General features: G+C 62.5%; 9 protein-coding genes and 2 pseudogenes. 5 read left to right on the forward strand and 6 right to left on the reverse strand.

Annotation, left to right across the window (positions count from 1 at the left end; all coding sequences use genetic code 11):
• Window positions 1-128: 128 nt before the first annotated feature.
• Window positions 129-1,342 (forward strand): IS3 family transposase gene (locus tag LDP01_RS05700; protein WP_527249057.1). Its coding sequence is split into 2 segments (ribosomal slippage): window positions 129-390 and window positions 390-1,342, totalling 1,215 coding nucleotides; the frame shifts between segments, so codons are not numbered across the junction.
• Between the two features lie 295 nt (window positions 1,343-1,637).
• On the opposite strand, the gene LDP01_RS05705 is transcribed toward LDP01_RS05700, so the two are convergent.
• Window positions 1,638-2,750: a branched-chain amino acid aminotransferase gene (locus tag LDP01_RS05705; protein ID WP_224090838.1), complete on the reverse strand. Its 1,113-nt coding sequence runs from the start codon at window positions 2,748-2,750 to the stop codon at window positions 1,638-1,640.
• Between the two features lie 117 nt (window positions 2,751-2,867).
• Window positions 2,868-3,920 (reverse strand): 3-isopropylmalate dehydrogenase, encoded by a 1,053-nt coding sequence (locus tag LDP01_RS05710; protein WP_224090841.1) that lies wholly within the window; start codon window positions 3,918-3,920, stop codon window positions 2,868-2,870.
• Between the two features lie 123 nt (window positions 3,921-4,043).
• Between LDP01_RS05710 and LDP01_RS05715 the strand changes: the two are divergent.
• The 4 genes and pseudogenes from LDP01_RS05715 (at window position 4,044) to LDP01_RS05730 (ending at window position 9,323) form a co-directional block, all read left to right on the forward strand.
• Window positions 4,044-5,229: pseudogene (locus tag LDP01_RS05715) on the forward strand (sensor histidine kinase).
• Window positions 5,230-5,232: 3 nt separating this feature from the next.
• Complete coding sequence (locus LDP01_RS05720; RefSeq protein ID WP_224090843.1) at window positions 5,233-5,946, forward strand: response regulator; 714 nt, start codon at window positions 5,233-5,235, stop codon at window positions 5,944-5,946.
• A 111-nt stretch (window positions 5,947-6,057) separates the two neighbouring features.
• Window positions 6,058-6,852: an ABC transporter ATP-binding protein gene (locus LDP01_RS05725; RefSeq protein ID WP_224090844.1), complete on the forward strand. Its 795-nt coding sequence runs from the start codon at window positions 6,058-6,060 to the stop codon at window positions 6,850-6,852.
• Between the two features lie 218 nt (window positions 6,853-7,070).
• Window positions 7,071-9,323 (forward strand): ABC transporter permease, encoded by a 2,253-nt coding sequence (locus LDP01_RS05730; RefSeq protein WP_224090845.1) that lies wholly within the window; start codon window positions 7,071-7,073, stop codon window positions 9,321-9,323.
• Window positions 9,324-9,433: 110 nt separating this feature from the next.
• Here the strand turns inward: LDP01_RS05730 and metG are convergent.
• From metG to serA, 4 genes and pseudogenes are all read right to left on the reverse strand, one after another.
• Window positions 9,434-10,994: pseudogene (gene metG / locus LDP01_RS05735) on the reverse strand (methionine--tRNA ligase).
• Between the two features lie 103 nt (window positions 10,995-11,097).
• Window positions 11,098-11,853: an ABC transporter ATP-binding protein gene (locus LDP01_RS05740; RefSeq protein ID WP_224090846.1), complete on the reverse strand. Its 756-nt coding sequence runs from the start codon at window positions 11,851-11,853 to the stop codon at window positions 11,098-11,100.
• Entirely contained in the window at window positions 11,850-14,660 is a 2,811-nt protein-coding gene (locus LDP01_RS05745) for an FtsX-like permease family protein (protein WP_224090847.1), read from the reverse strand. The genes LDP01_RS05740 and LDP01_RS05745 overlap by 4 nt, the downstream gene beginning before the upstream one ends.
• Before the next feature lie 210 nt (window positions 14,661-14,870).
• The gene (gene serA / locus LDP01_RS05750; RefSeq protein WP_216923891.1) at window positions 14,871-16,466 is read right to left on the reverse strand and encodes a phosphoglycerate dehydrogenase; all 1,596 of its coding nucleotides are present in this window, start codon (window positions 16,464-16,466) and stop codon (window positions 14,871-14,873) included.
• Window positions 16,467-16,663 lie beyond the last annotated feature (197 nt).

The following is a 16,663-nucleotide window of genomic DNA, read 5'->3' on the forward strand; positions in this document are numbered from 1 at the left end:
CCTGTCCCGTTTCCACCGATCCTCGCTCACATCCTGTCCCGTTTCCACCGATCCTCGCTCATTTGGACTTCGACGGCGGGTGCGGCCGTATGGTTTTCTGAGACAGCTTGATGGGAGATTCGTTTCAGATGACCACGCCCAGAAGAAAATATGATGCCGCTTTCCGTGAGGAAGCAGTGCGGCTGGTGCTGTCCACGAACCGTTCGGTGAAGCAGGTCGCCGAGGAGATCGGGGTGAAGGAAAGCACGCTGGGGAACTGGCTTCACCGACATCGGGAACGTCAACCAAATGCCCCTGTCCCGTCCGAGGACAGGGGCCCGGTTGCCTGGGAAGAACACCAAGAGGCCTTGGCCGAGAACGCCAGGTTGAAGGCCGAGGTCGAGTTCCTGGGAAAAGTCAGCGCCTTCTTTGCCGCGAAGCAAAAGTAGAGGATTTCTACGAGTTCATCGAAGCGGAGAAGGCCAACCATTCAGTGGTGTGGCTGTGCCGGGCATTGAAGGTCTCCCGGGCCTCGTTCTATCGGTGGCGCAACCCCGCCGGGCCCTCACCACGTGCCGTGCGGCATGAGGATCTGGTCACCGCGGTCACCGACCTCTATACGAAGGAGGAAGGCCGTGCCGGACGGGACCAGTTGGCCTTGTTGCTGAACGCGGCCGGGACCAAGGTCTCCGCCCCAACCGTCGGAGCCATCATGCGCGAGACCGGTCTGCGTGCCATCCGAACTCGGGCCTGGAAACAGACCACGGTCCAGGACCCGCAGGCCAAGACCGCCCACATCGAGAACCACATGCTCGACACCGACGGCAAACGCGACTTCACCTCCACCGTGCCCGGGACCCGTCTGGTCGGCGATATCACCTACCTGCGCACCGGCGAAGGCTGGCTCTACCTGGCCACCGTCATCGATCTGTTCTCCGGCATGGTCATTGGCTGGTCCATGGCCGGACACATGCGTGCGAGCCTGTGCACCGCGGCCCTGCAGATGGCCCGGAACCACGGGCGCTTCGCCGAGGATTCTGTGGTCTTCCACTCCGACCGCGGCGCCCAGTACACCTCTGAGGAATTCCAGCAATGGTGCGGCACCAACGCGGTCACTCAGTCCATGGGCAAGGTAGGGGTGTGCTGGGACAACGCGGTCGCCGAGAACTTCTTCTCCCACCTCAAAACCGAGTTCTACCACCACCACCGCTTCGGTTCCAGGCTCGCCGCCCGGACCGCCGTGATGGACTACATCGAGGGCTGGTACAACCGCCGCCGACCCAACCGCCGGGCCGGCGGCGCACCACCCGTAACAGCCCACACCGCTTACCAAACCACCGTTCAGGGACCCCTGGCCGCCTAACCAACAACAACGAGAACTGTCTCAAAAACTTGACGAGCGCAGGGCTCACCGTTGACGTCAACCAACCCCTCCGCGTGTGAGAAAACATTCCCGCCAAACGGTCAGGATCTGAGAGAACATTCCCGCCAAACGGTCAGGATCTGAGAGAACATTCCCGCCAAACGGTCAGGATGTGAGAAAACATTCCCGCCAAACGGTCAGGATGTGAGAGAACATCGGGGGCATGGCAACGGCGGCCCTTCCGTTTGTCACCAAACAGAAGGGCCGCCGTCGTTCGTTTCAGTTGTGTACTGGACTAAACCAGGCGGGTCAGCCAGCCGTGGGTGTCCTCGACGGTACCGGTCTGGATTCCCAGGAGTTGCCGGCGGATGGCCATAGTGGTTTCGCCTGCCTTGGCGTCCTCGGATCCGATGAATTCCGTGGCGTCCTTGAGGACACCGATCGGGGTGATCGCGGCCGCCGTACCGCAAGCGAAGACTTCAGCGATTTCGCCTGAAGCAACTCCCTCGCGCCATTCGTCGAGGGTGATCTTTCGCTCGGAAACCTCGCGGCCCATGTCCTTGGCAACCTGGATTACGGACGAACGGGTGACACCTTCCAGGATGGTCCCGGTCAGTGCGGGGGTAACGAGCGAGCCGTCCTTCATGACGAAGAAGACGTTCATGCCGCCGAGTTCCTCCACGGCGTCGTCATTGAATTGGTCCAGAAAAAGTACCTGCTTGCAACCGTTCGCTTCGGCTTCCTGCTGCGCGATGAGGGAGGCGGCGTAGTTGCCACCGCACTTGGCTGCACCTGTTCCCCCGCGGCCCGCGCGTGCATATTCACGGGAAATCCAGATGGAAACGGGCTTCAGTTCGCCACCGAAGTAGTTGCCGGCTGGAGAGGCGATAACGCGGAAGGATACCTCCCGGGCGGCCCGCACACCGAGGAAGGCCTCGGTGGCGATCATGAAGGGGCGCAAGTACAGAGCTTCACCGTCGCCGGAAGGCACCCATTCCTTATCCGCCTGCACGAGCTCACGGATAGCACCCAGGAAGTATTCCTCGGGCAGCTCCGGGAGGGCCAGGCGGCGGGCCGATTTGTTCAGCCGCGCGGCGTTCGCTTCGGGGCGGAAGGTCCACACCGAACCGTCAGCGTGGCGGTATGCCTTCAGGCCTTCAAAGATCTCCTGGCCGTAGTGCAGGACTGCGGCCGAAGGATCCAGCGAGATTGGTCCGTAGGGCTCGATCCGGGCGTTCTGCCAACCGCCATTTCCATCGGCGTCGACTTTGTAGTCAACGACGGCGGTGTGGTCGGTGAAGTAATCGCCAAAGCCTGGGTTCGCCAGGACGGCTGCACGCTCCTCAGCAGATTTCGGGTTTTCCGAAAGCTGCTGGCTGAATTCGACGCCGTGGGCAGTCTGAGTCATGTTTCCTCCACAGTCAGCTACCTGGTAGCGCGAAACGGGTCCCGGAGGAAGCGGTTCAGCGGTGGACCAGGGAAGCAGGTAAATAATTCAAGACAAGCTTACGCCTGAGAAATGGGCCTAAAGTGCCGCCGCAATGGCATCGCCGATCGCCGCAGTAGAGCGCGGCTCGCCGGTGCGGCTTTCGACGTCGGCGACCACTGCCGCCTCGATCTTGCGGGCCGCCGTGGTGTAGCCAAGGTGGTCCAGGAGGAGCACTGCGGAGAGGATGGCCGCGGTGGGATCGGCTTTCTGCTGTCCGGCGATATCCGGTGCTGAGCCGTGGACGGGTTCGAACATGGACGGTGCTGTGCGGTCCATGTTGATATTGCCCGATGCCGCCAAGCCGATGCCGCCCGTAACGGCAGCTGCGAGGTCGGTCAGGATGTCGCCGAAAAGGTTGTCGGTGACGATGACATCGAAGCGGGAGGGGTCGGTGACCATGAAGATGGTTGCAGCATCGATGTGAAGGTAGTCGTGCGTGACCTCGGGGAATTCGCTGGCCACTGCTTCAACGGTGCGCTTCCACAAGTGTCCGGCGAAGACCAGGACGTTGTGCTTGTGGACGAGGGTGACGTGCTTGCGCGGACGTTCGCTGGCGCGGCGGAATGCATCCCGCACCACGCGCTCCACGCCATGGGCAGTGTTAAGGGAGACTTCGGTGGCAACTTCGTGCGGGGTTCCGCCGCGCAGCGTTCCACCGTTGCCCACATAGGGACCTTCCGTGCCTTCGCGCACCACAATGAAGTCGATGGTGCCGGGGTTGGCCAGCGGGCTGCCAACCGTTCCGTAGAGGCGTGACGGACGCAGGTTCACGTAGTGGTCCAGGCTGAAGCGGAGCTTGAGCAGCATCTCGCGTTCGATGATGCCCGAAGGAATACGGGTGTCGCCGGGTGCGGCGCCAACAGCACCGAAGAGGATGGCATCGCGGGTACGGAGGTCTGCAAGGACCTCGTCCGGAAGGGTCTCGCCCGTCTCAAGCCAGTGCTGCGCACCGAGCTTGTAGTGGGTCTGCTCAAGGGCAACGCCATCGGCGGCGACAGCCTTTTCCAGGACCTTGATGGCTTCGGCGATGACCTCGGGGCCAATGCCGTCACCGGGGATGACAGCGAGATTGATGGACGATGCACTCATAGGTCTATCTAGCCAAGCAATCCACATGTTGGTCAAAATCGTCTCACACTTCGAACAGGCCACCAGCACGAATCAGACCAGGGCATGACGCCCGGGCCCAAACCCAGCACATAGAGTCGTATCGTGGATAGAAGGCACGCGATATACGAATGGTTCCGGATCAACCGCTTCAAGGTAGATATGGCGGCAACGTGCCTGCTGGTCCTCTTGTTCGGACCTGTCTATCTCATGGCCGACCGCCCCTTGCTGTTTTTCTTCTCCTGCGGCCTGCTGTTGCCCCTGGCATGGCGAAGGACACGTCCCGTGGTGGCTGCCGCCGTCGTGGTTTTGGTGTGCCTGATCCAGTGGGCCGTAGGCGCGGAACCGGTGGCTGGCCAAATTGCGGTTCCGCTGGTCATCTACGCCACGGCCGCCTACGGGCCGGCATGGGCAAGCCGGACGGTCCTCTTGCTTGGCTTGCTGGGCGGCGTCATGCTCACTACGCGCGAATACTCGAGCCCCGCTGAGTCCGGCATCATGGGCCTTACCATTGGGGCCCTCTACACAGTCCTTATCTGGATGCTGGTGCTGGTCAGTTGGACGCTCGGCGATCTTACCCGCGTTCGACGGCTCCAGCTCCAGGCCCTTGAGGACCGGACCCGACGCCTTGAAATCGAACAGCAACAGGAGCGCCAGCTGGCCGCAGCTGATGAACGCTCCCACATCGCCCGGGAAATGCACGACATCGTGGCGCATTCTCTGTCCGTCATCATCACCCAGGCCGATGGTGCCCGGTACGCTGCCGCCGCCAAGCCGGAACTGGCCACCGAAGCGCTGGCCACCATCGCCGCCACGGGCCCGGGACTCCCTCGGTGAGATGCGAAGGCTGCTCGGCGTGCTGCGCTCGGATGAGGCAGCACCGACAAGGCCCCAGCCGGGGCTTTCCGATCTCGACGAACTTCTGCTGGGTTTCCGCGCAGCAAGGCTGCAGATCTCCTTCGAAGAGCTTGGCATGCCTCGCCGGGCGCTTCCGGCCGGGGCCGAACTCACTGCCTACCGGATCATCCAGGAAGCACTCACCAACATCATGAAGCACGCAGGACCCCACGCCGGAGCGAGCGTGACGCTCACGTGGCAGGGTCGCGGTCTAGCGCTGAACATCGTCGACGACGGTCGGGGCGCCGCAGCTGATCCGCCCGCCGCAGGTGGGGGAAACGGGCTGCGGGGCATGATCGAGCGTATCTCCCTCTACGATGGTTCCTTGACCGCAGGCCCCTTGCCAGGCGGCGGTTTCCGTGTGTCCGCTTTCATTCCCTATTCGGAGGCCTAAGCCATGCCTGCACTCGCCGCACCCATCCGGGTGGCGCTCGTCGATGACCAACAGTTGGTCCGCTCGGGGTTCGGCATGCTGATTAATTCCCAACCCGATCTTCAGGTGGTGGCAGAGGCAGGCAACGGAATCGAGGCAATCCAGGCTCTTAACGCAGTCACAGCAGATGTCGTCCTCATGGATGTCCGCATGCCAGGTATGGACGGCATCGAAGCCACGAGACGCATTTTGGAACAGGCGGCCACCCAGCCCTCGGGCTCCCAGCGGGCGGAGGTCAAAATCGTGGTCCTCACCACCTTCGACCTCGACGAGTATGCTTTGGCTGCAATCCAGGCCGGCGCCAGCGGATTCCTGCTCAAGGACGCTCCGCCAGAGGAACTGCTGGAGGCCATCCGCACGGTCTACCGTGGCGACGCCGTCATCGCCCCATCCACCACTCGGAGATTGCTGGAGCACGTGGCTCCCCTGCTCAGAAAGCAGACACCGGAACAAAGCGGACACGCCGCCGCGGTCGAACGCCTCACTGCCCGTGAACGCGAGGTTTTCCAGCTGATCGCCCAGGGGCAGTCGAATCCGGAGATCGCCGCGGGACTGTTCCTTTCCGAGGCAACCGTGAAGACCCATGTGGGCCATATCCTGGCCAAGCTCGGAGCGCGGGACCGTGTGCAGGTGGTGGTCATCGCCTACGAGACAGGCGTGGTCGCCCCAGGAAGCTAGCTACGCCCCATCACGTGATCGCCGGCCTCAGACCACGGTATGAGCTGGACTTGCCCGGAATGGGTCCGTGGCCGGATCCGGCGGCGCATCCCCGGCACATAGCGTGAAAATATGACAACTTTCACGCCTCTCCCCCACCCAACAGGTAACGGTCGCCCCGCTGAAGCCGATGCAGCCAGGCCACGCACTGCCGTTGAAGCTTTCGCGCTGACAAAGGCCTATGGACGCGGCGATACCCGTGTCATGGCCCTGAACGAGGTATCGGTGGGCTTCGACGCAGGCAAATTCACCGCAATCATGGGACCTTCAGGATCGGGCAAATCCACGCTCATGCATTGCCTCGCCGGCCTTGATACGGCGGACTCCGGACGGATCGTCCTGGGCGGCACGGAGCTCACCGGGCTCAACGACCGCCAACTCACCGCCCTTCGACGCGAGCGCATTGGCTTCGTGTTCCAGGCCTTCAATCTGGTGCCCACACTGACAGCGGAGCAGAACATCACGCTGCCGCTCGCTTTGGCGGGAACAACCGCCGACGCCGGGTGGCTGGATACCGTAGTCAACACCCTCGGGTTGAAGGACCGGTTGAAGCACAGACCCCACGAGTTGTCAGGCGGACAGCAGCAGCGTGTCGCCGTAGCCCGAGCGCTACTGACGCGTCCCGACGTCGTGTTTGGTGACGAGCCCACCGGGAACCTGGACTCCAAAGCCGGCGGCGAAGTGCTTGCGCTCCTGCGTCGCAGCAGCCAGGAGATGGGGCAGACCATCATCATGGTGACCCATGACCCCGTCGCCGCAAGCTTTGCCGACCGCGTGGTGCTGATGAGCGACGGCGGTCTGGTAGGCGAGATCCAGAAGCCCACAGCCGAATCAGTTTTGACGGCTCTCGGCAAGCTGGGGGCTTAAGGCATGCTGCGCGTAGCTCTCTCCCAATTGACGACGCACTTCCGACGATTCGTCGCAATCGGGCTCGCCGTAATGCTGTCCGTTGCGTTCCTCTCCGCCACGCTGATGGTGGGCGCGAGCACCAATGCTTCGCTTGGCGCGAGTATCGGCGAGGGCCCTACCGTAACGCGGATCTTATTGCTACATCCAAGAACGGTGACGCCTTCAGCCAGGCAGCGGTGGATGCCGCGAGGTCCGCGCCCGCAGTCAAGGACCACTACGCCGAACGCTCCACTTACGTGACGTTCGTGGTCGGCGGCGGAGAACAGCAGGGCCGGCTTCGAAATACGGCGCCCTCACCCTTGGAGGGCGCGACCTTGTCCTCAGGTTCCATGCCGTCGCAACCCTTCGAAGCCGTGATCGACGTCAAGACAGCAGAGCATCTCGGACTCACGGTTGGAAGTACGCTCGAGCTGCACGGTGGAGGATCCGTCAAGACTGCCAAGGTGACAGTTACCGGCCTGATTCAAGCTACGAACGATCCGTTCTCGTCCTCGGCGGCCCAGCTTGTCGCTTCGGAGTCTGTCCTGGACGCGGTGCAGGATGCCGGAGCAGGATATTCGGGACTGCAGTTCGTCCTGCAACCCGACGAAGACGTCCCCGCAGCGAAGGAGTACATCGCGCACCGCATGGAAGCCGCAGGTGCCGACGCGCCTGTCCTGGAAACGGCCCAGGAGAAGGTCACCTCCACGGTCGCCATGCTCAGCGCTGGTCAGGACCAATTGACTATCGTCCTGCTCGCCTTCGCAGGTGTCGCTATCCTCGTCTCCACTCTGGTGGTGGCCAATACCTTCTCCGTGCTGGTGGCACAGCGGACCCGCGAATTGGCGTTGCTACGTTGCCTGGGTGCAGGCCGCTCGCAGATCCGCGGCTCCGTCATGCTGGAGGCCCTCGTGGTTGGCTTCGTCTCATCGATTCTGGGTGTCCTGGCTGCGATGGGCCTGATGACCGGGCTGGTCGCCTGGGCCAAGACACAACCAGAGCAAGCGTTCGCCACTCTGGCCATACCGCCGTCGGCAATCATCGCCGGGCTGGTCGCGGGAACCCTGCTGACCGTCGTCGCGGCCCTCGTCCCCGCCAGGGCGGCTACATCGGTCGCTCCACTGGCTGCGCTGAGGCCCGCCGACGACGCGACAGTTGGCAACCGTCGAGGAAATGTGCGGCTGGCGCTGGGCCTGATTGCCCTGATCGGCGGCGTATCACTGTTGATTTTCGGCAGCACCACGGTCTCATTGCTGGTTGCTTTGCTTGGCGGCGCGGTTTCCTTCGTCGGGATTCTGCTCTGCTCCTCATTGTTCATTCCCACAGTGGTGGCCCTCGCCGGCCGGTTGGCCGCCCCCGCAGGGGTGCCCGGCAAGCTCGCCGCCGTCAACGCGACGCGCAACCCGGCACGTACCTCGGCGACTGCCGCTGCCTTGCTGATCGGCGTAACGCTGGTTTCGCTGATGATGACCGGGGCCGCAACGTCACGGCAAGCGTTCAATGCAACGCTGGCCGAGAACTACCCTGTGGATCTCGCTGCCATCACCGCGGTAGACAGTTCAGCCGATCCAGCAGAAGCGATCTCGCGTATCAAGACACTCGACGGGGTCAGCAATGCGGTCCTCCTACCGGCCGTTGGGACCCTCGCCGAGTCCACGCCCGACGGAGGGAGGACCGTCTATTCGCTCTCGTCGGGCGATGCTGCCTCTATCCTCCGCGACAACAACCTGAAGCCGGGCCCAGGCACGGTCTACCTGCCCGAGGACTCCGCTGGAGGTCGCGCGACCATCACGACGGCGGCCGGCACAGCGTCTCTCGACGCGAAAGTCCTGCGGACCCGCCACGTCCCGGCCTTCGTGGAAAGCTTGAGCATCACAGCGGGTGCCCTCCCGGAAACGCCGGGCATGGTGTGGGTGAAGCTCGCTGATTCTGTGTCCAGCGAACAGGTTCAGGCCATTCAGAAGGAGATTGCCTCCGCCCTCGGCGTGCACGAGCGCACTGTTAGCGGCGCCGCCATCGAGCGCGTGACCTTCAACAGCATCATCGATGTCCTGTTGCTGGTGGTCACCGGCTTGCTGGGAGTGGCAGTGGTGATTGCCCTTATCGGCGTGGCGAACACGTTGTCGCTGTCCGTCCTTGAACGAACGCGGGAGAACTCCTTGCTGAGGGCACTGGGCCTGACGAAGGGCCAGCTCCGGGGAATGCTCGCGATCGAGGCCGTCCTCGTAGCTGGCGTGGCCGCAGTCCTCGGTGCGGGCATCGGCATTGTCTACGGCTGGCTGGGAGCGCAAGCTACCCTTGGCGGCGTCGCAGATGTGGTTCCCGCCGTACCGTGGCTGCAACTGCTGGCCGTGTTCGGCGTCGCTGTAGTGGCTGGTTTGCTGGCCTCCGTGATTCCCGCCCATCGGGCAGCACGACTGTCGCCTGTGGAGGGTCTGGCCACGGCCTAATTCTTCTCTCACATCATCACGCGATACGAGAATTGCTCTCTCACTTCCCTCAACCGAGTGGGAGGAAGTGAGAGAGCAATTCTCGTTAATGGCTGTTATGTGAGAGAACGTTATGCCTCGGCTGGTTCCTCGTAGCGGGGGAAGATCGGCGTCGGAGCGGGAAGTTCAGTTCCCGCGACGATCGGCGTTGCGATGGCAGCAAACTGCCTGGCTTCGCCTTCGGGCTGTCCGAGCACCTCAAGAAGCTTCGCGGACGAGGAAGGCATCACCGGCTGGGCGAGGATCGCCACGATGCGGACAACTTCCAGGGTGACGTAAAGTACGGTATTCATCCGCTCGACGTCGGTCTTCCGCAGCACCCACGGGGCCCTGCTCGGCGAAGTAGGCGTTGGTGTCGCCAAGCACTGTCCAGATAGCCTCAAGGGCCCGGCTGAACTCCTGCTTGTCAAAGGCGCCCCGGGCGGTAGCCAGCAATTCTCCGGCCTTGGCAAGCAAGGCATTGTCCTCAGCCGTGAACTTTCCGGGGACAGGAACCTTGCCCTCACAGTTCTTCGCGACCATGGACAACGAACGCTGGGCAAGATTGCCGAAGTTGTTGGCCAGGTCCGAATTCATGCGGCCCACGATAGCCTCGTGGTTGTAGCTGCCATCGGCACCAAACGGGACTTCCCGGAGGAAGAAGAAGCGGCACTGGTCCAGCCCGTACTGCGCCACGAAGTCCTGGGGGGCGACGACATTGCCCAGGGACTTGGACATCTTCACGCCGTTGTTGGTCAGGAATCCGTGGATCATGACGCGCTTGGGCAATGCCAGGCCTGCGCTCATGAGGAAGGCCGGCCAGTAGATCGCATGGAAACGGGAAATGTCCTTGCCGATGACGTGGACATCGGCCGGCCAGAACTTCCTGAAGGACTCGGACTCCACGTCCGGGTACCCGGCACCGGTCAGGTAATTGGTCAAGGCATCCACCCAGACGTACATGACGTGCTTCTCATCGCCCGGAACAGGGACACCCCAGTCAAAGGTAGTGCGGCTGATGGAGAGATCCTCAAGCCCACGCTTCACAAAACTGATGACCTCGTTGAACCGGGACTGCGGCGCACCAAACTCAGGCTGGGCCTCATAGAGGGCCAGGAGTTTCTCCTGGTAAGCGGACAAGCGGAAGAAGTAGCTCTCCTCGGCAGTCCAGGTGACGAGGGTGTCCGTCTCCTTCGAGTAGCGGAGGCCGTCTTCCTTCACAACGGTGTCGTCCTCGACGTAGTACGCTTCGTCGCGGACCGAGTACCAGCCCTCGTACTTGGACAAGTAGATGTCACCGTTCGCTTCCATCTTCTTCCAGATGGCTTGCGACGCCGTGTAGTGGTCCGGGTCCGTGGTGCGGATGAAACGGTCATGGGAGATTCCCAGGTCCTGGCTCATCTGCTTGAACGCCGCCGAGTTGCGATCCGCGAGCTGCTTGGCAGTAATGCCTTCCTTCTCGGCCGACTGCTGCATCTTGAGCCCGTGCTCGTCCGTGCCGGTCATGAAGAACACCTCATGGCCGTCGAGGCGCTTGAACCGCGCCATGGCATCAGTCGCGATGACCTCGTAGGCGTGTCCGATATGAGGCACGCCATTGGGGTAGCTGATGGCCGTGGTGATGTAGAACGGGAATTTCTCTGCAGACGTCACTCTAAGAAGTTACCTTTTTTTCGGATGGAATGACTGAACCGGCCGCAAATGACGGCCGGTCCGGTCTGTGCCGGATATCCCGGCGAAGGAGCAGTCTTGCGGACTAGTTCAGTTCGGTCAGCGTATCGCTGAGCCGGACCAGTTCGTGGTCGTGTGAAGCCACGAGTACAGCGATGCCATCGTTGGTTGTGTCCTTCAGGATGCCGATGATGCGGTTGGCTGCAGCACGGTCCAAGCTGGCGGTGGGCTCATCCACCACCAGTACGCGGGTTCCCAGGATCAGGGCCCTCGCAATTGCCACACGCTGGCGCTCACCGCCGGACAGCTGGGCGGGACGGTGCCGCATGCGGCGTCCGAGGCCCACCAGGTCCAGGAGGTCCTTGGCCATCTCCGTGCGCTGTTCAACTTCTCCATCCGGCACGGCGGGCAGCAGCACGTTCTCGAGGGCACTCATGCCGTCGATCAAGGCGCCGCCCTGATCGACGTAGCCAATCAAGGCACGGCGCCTGTCGGCGATCTCGTCGTCGCCCATTGACGCCAGGGACTGGCCTTCCCAAAACACGGTGCCCGACGTCGGCAGGGTCAGCCCGGCGCTGACGGTCAGGATACTGGTCTTGCCCGAGCCGCTTCGGCCGGCGATGCAGTGCATCTCGCCTGCGTGCAGGGTCAGGTTGAAGTCATCCACGACGTCGACTTCCTCGGCGCCGCCCTTGTCTCCGCCGTAGTGGATAGTGACGCGGCTAAGCTCCAAGGGTGTCGCGTGGTCGGACGCCCGGACAATGGTGTTGGCACGGGTCTGCAGCGACTCGTCCGTGGATTCCGGGGTCGCCGTCAGCTCGGGGTTGAGGTTGTCAGTCATTTGACTACTTTCGTTGCAATCGGAATCCAGCAAATTACGGCCAGCAGTCCGGCCAGCCCGGCCCAGAGTGCTGCGTACGGAGCAAGGAGCAGCCCCAGTCCAAGGGCACCAAGGACACCTAAGGGAAGCGCCACAGTGCCGACAAGTGCATTTTCAAAGAAGCGGACCTGGCCCAGCATGTCCGGGTTCCAGCCCATGGCACGCAAAGTGCCCAGATACTCGCGCTTGGCGTGGAGCTCGAACCGCCCGGTCACGAGTGTGAGCAGCAGACCCACAACCACACCAAACACGGCGAGGATCACGCTTGGCAAAGCAATGCTCGCGGCCGCCAGCCCACTCAAAGCACTGGCCCCTGCTGCCCGGGGGATGTCGATCAACAGTGCGATCAAGGCCCCCACTGCGGCACCGAAAACGCCCACAGCCACGGCCAGCGAGACAGAATTGAACCGGTTGGTGGTGAGCTGCCTGTTGGCGAACGTCAGGGGCGAATCAACAGTGACGAGGCGTTCATCATGCTGGGGTTCCTGGTCTACCACCACGCGGTGGCGCAACTGCTGGGCAGCCAGCAGGGCAGCGCCACTGTAGATGATGAGCATGGTCACCGAGACGATCACCGTGGCAAGGTTCCAACTGAGCAGGCTCAAAATGATCCCCGCGGCGGCCAAGGCAGCCGCGCCCACGGCAAACTCTTCCAGCACCCAGGACCTGACGCGCTTCTGCGTCCAGCCCATTGCCCTCAGGATGCCTGCTTCGCTCCGGCGCTGCCGGATGTAGCTGACGGTCGAGGCACCAGTCAGTAGCGTGGCGCCAAGAAGCGTCAGGAAGAGAAGGGTGATGTTTGTGCCTGTCAGCGAACCCGAAACGGCGTCAGCGGCATCCTGCCGAACCCACGACTGCTGGACTGTGCCCAGCGGAGATTCCTTGCCGGCGTCGTCCTTGCTGTATCCGGGGACGAAGATATTGGCGTCTTCGCGGGCAGAACCTGCCACCACGGTCGCTTCAAGGCCCAGTTCACGGATCTGGGCGGCCAGCTTTTCGACCTCCGGCTGCGCCTGCTTCCACGTTCCAGTGGCGTTGGCGCGGACACGGATGGCGTCGATGACGTCGGCGTTGGTGTCATAGCCACGGGCTGCGGCCAGGCCGTAATAGTCAGTGATGGCGCCGGCCGACTGGCTGACCAGACCTGTGGCGCTCAGTGATGGCTTCAGGACAGTGTCATCGGCGTCTTTGCCCTCGGCATCCTTGCTCAGTGTCATCGGAGCTGGGTCATAGCCGCCCAATGGGAGCTTATTAACGTCACCGGCTGCGGCCTGAACGTCTGCCGGATTAAACGTGCCGTATACCATCGGCATGGGAGTGGCGGGCTTTTTTCCGGTTTCCAGGTCTTCCCGGTAGGAGCGCTCATCCACCGGCTTGCGCTGGGTCTGGTCTACGGCTGCGCCAAAGGACGACTTTTCCGGAAGGCGGTTGACTGTCACCCAGTCCCCCGGCGTTGCTGTCTTGTCCGAAGCACCATTGGAGGCTTCGTCGCCCTCCTTGTACTTCGGGGCTGCAGCGAAAGCAGTACTCCAGGTGGCCGGATTGTAAAGCCCTTGGCTGAAAGAGGCAGTACTGCCCAGGAGCTGGCTGTGGTCTGTTGAACCCGGCCACTCAAGGGCAAACGGGGCTTTGGAAACGAACGGCAGGTAGTCCTTGTCCAGGGACCGCGTTACAGTGCCGACTTCGTTAACCACCTTGCCGTTGTTATCGATTTCCTCGATCTTGACCGAGTACTTCAGGTCCAGGGACGTCCCCGAGCGAACGATCAGCGGAATGGCCTGGGAATCATCGGTCAGCAGTCCGTCGCGCTTTGCCTGCTGGTACTGCGTCATCAGGGGAGCCCAGTACTTGAGCTTCACACCAAGGAAATCAGGTCCTTCTTCAAGCTGGTCCATGCTAAGGCCGCTGGTGAAGAGACTTTCGAAATGGCGGCCAATAGCGCCTGCATTGCGGGCGTCCGCTGGCGGAGCCTTTTCCAAGGGTGCAAGGAAATCACCTGCGGAGCCCAACAACGCCCTCTCGGACGCAGGGTCGACGGCGACGACGGACTCAGTCACCTCCGGCGCCAATGGAAGTGCCACCGAAAGATTGAAGAGGTTGTGCTCCGAGCCGAGTGCCGGAGCGGGGAACTTAATTCCGGTCTCGCCGTCCGGACCTGCGATCCGGACATTCGAACCACCGGCAGCCTGTTCCTGGATCAGACGGCCCTTGCCCAGGGTCCCTTCGGCGCTCGTCTTGAAAAGGGTTTGCTGGTTGACGCCATCGGAGCTGGTGGCGGAGGCCGTAAGCCGGTACTTCTTGGGCGTGTCGGACAAAACGGATTCAGCTGCGGGCCACTTGCTGGAATCCATGGCCGAGGGGTCCCCTGCAGTTATGCCACCGGCAAGGCCGGCGTTGTACCCAAGGTAGTCCATGGCATTGAGGCGTGGAGCCTCGAGGTTCTGCGAAACCCGCGAAACGAGGCTGATGGGAGCAGCGACCGCCGTCTGGCCCATGGTGCGGATTTTCTCGAGCTGCTCAAAGCTGATGCCGCCCTGCCCATTGGCGATTTCCGGCTGGATCAGTGCACCGCCGTCCCCGTCCTGTGAGGGGTCCGGCTTTGCCTGGACCAGGATGTCGTAGAGTCCCCGCGAGTTCTCGTCCACGGTCCTGTTCAGAGCGGCCTGTGACTGGCTCTGGACTAGGACGGACAAGCACATCGCGACGATCAAAATGGCCGCGGTCAGCAGCAGCACACGGCTTCTGATGAACCTTTGGACGGCGTTCATTGGGCTCCCTGAGACCTTGATTGCGGGCGCGCACACATGCTCCGTGAATCTTTGAAAAACACAAAGGAATCCCGGGCTCTATGTGCAAAAAGTAGTGGCCGGCCTGCTGCCGGGTCCGAATCCCGGACCAAGCCATTGTAAGCAGACCGGCCACCGTTGCGTGTCAGTGGTGTGTCCCCGGCACGCGAAGTTGGCTGATGAGGAGCAGTCCTAGTCCTCCAGGTCCACCTCGCGGACCATATCGGCGCCAATGCCCGCCTTGATGGCTTCCAGGACCTGTTGCGGAACAGAACTGTCGATGGTCAGGAGCGCAAGCACCTGGCCTCCCTCGGTCTGGCGTGCAACCTGCATGCCGCCGATGTTGATGTTGTTCATGCCCAGGATGTGGCCGATGGTGCCAATGACACCGGGACGGTCCGCGTAGGCCACCACCACCAAGTGCTCACTGATGGGGATTTCGACGTCGTAGCCGTTGACGCCAACGAGCTTCTCAACTTGCTTGGGTCCCGTGAGCGTACCGGCAACGGAGATCTGGGAACCGTCGCTGAGCGCACCGCGGATCGTGAGGACGTTGCGGTAGTCCTCGGCGTCCGGGGTGGTGATCAGACGGGTATTGATTCCGCGCTGCTCTGCGATGACGGGGGCGTTGACGTAGGAGACCTGCTCCGTGACGACATCGGCGAAGACGCCCTTCAGGGCAGCCAGCTCAAGCACCTTGACGTCCAGCGCGGCAATCTCGCCGGCAACCTCGACGTCGATCTGGGTCAGCGACGCATGGGTCAGCGCCGTGAAGATCCGGCCGAGCTTTTCGATCAGCGGGATACCCGGACGGATGTCCGGAGCGATCACACCGCCTGCGACGTTCACGGCATCGGGCACGAGCTCGCCGGCGAGGGCAAGGCGTACGGACTTGGCCACCGAGACGCCGGCCTTTTCCTGGGCTTCGTCAGTGGATGCGCCGAGGTGCGGGGTAACGACCACGTTGTCCAGTTCGAAGAAAGGCAGATCCGTGCTGGGTTCCTTGACGAAGACATCCACGCCGGCACCGGCAATCTGGCCTTCCTTCAGCGCGATGTAGAGTGCTTCCTCATCCACCAGGCCGCCACGGGCCACGTTGATGACGTAGGCCGTTTCCTTCATCTTGCGGAAGGCGTCGGCGCCGAGCATGCCCACCGTCTCGGGCGTCTTGGGCATGTGGATGGTGATGAAGTCGGAGTTTTCCAGGAGTTCATCAAGGGTGACCAGCTTGACCCCGAGCTGCGCGGCGCGAGCGGCGGTGATGTAGGGGTCGTACGCCAGGATCTCGGTTTCGAATCCCTGAAGGCGGGCTGCGACAAGGGCGCCGATACGGCCCAGGCCGATGATGCCGATCTTCTTCTCGAAGAGTTCGATGCCCGTGTACTTGGAACGCTTCCACTCACCGTTCTTCAGCGCGGAACTCGCCTGGGGAATGTGGCGGGCAAGGCTCAGGATGTGGCCGACCGTCAACTCGGCTGCTGAAACGATGTTGGACGTCGGTGCGTTGACGACCATGACACCGGCCTGCGTTGCGGACTTGATGTCCACGTTGTCCAGTCCCACGCCGGCCCGGGCGATGACCTTAAGGTTCTTCGCTGCGGCGATGGCTTCGGCATCAACCTGGGTAGCCGAGCGAACCAGGATTGCGTCGACGTCGGCGATGGCGGACAGCAGCTGGGAACGGTCGGCGCCGTCGGTTTGGCGGATTTCAAAGTCCGGACCCAATGCCTCGACGGTGGCGGGTGAAAGTTCCTCGGCGAGGAGGACGACGGGTTTGGTGGCTGACACGGGGTGGCACCTTACTTTGGACAACTTTGGGACAGTACTGGACAAGGAGCGGATGCGCCGGGCCCGGACACGACGCCGGGACCAGCCCAGAATATCGAACCTGGACAGGGATTCCGGTGCCGGTGAACGATGTTACGGCCCGGTTGAGGTTGTTGTGAAGAAATTCACAGGACGCTGTGTTGGGAGGAGCGGCTGCG

The organism is Arthrobacter sp. StoSoilB13 (assembly GCF_019977255.1).
Classification (GTDB): Bacteria; Actinomycetota; Actinomycetes; order Actinomycetales; family Micrococcaceae; genus Arthrobacter.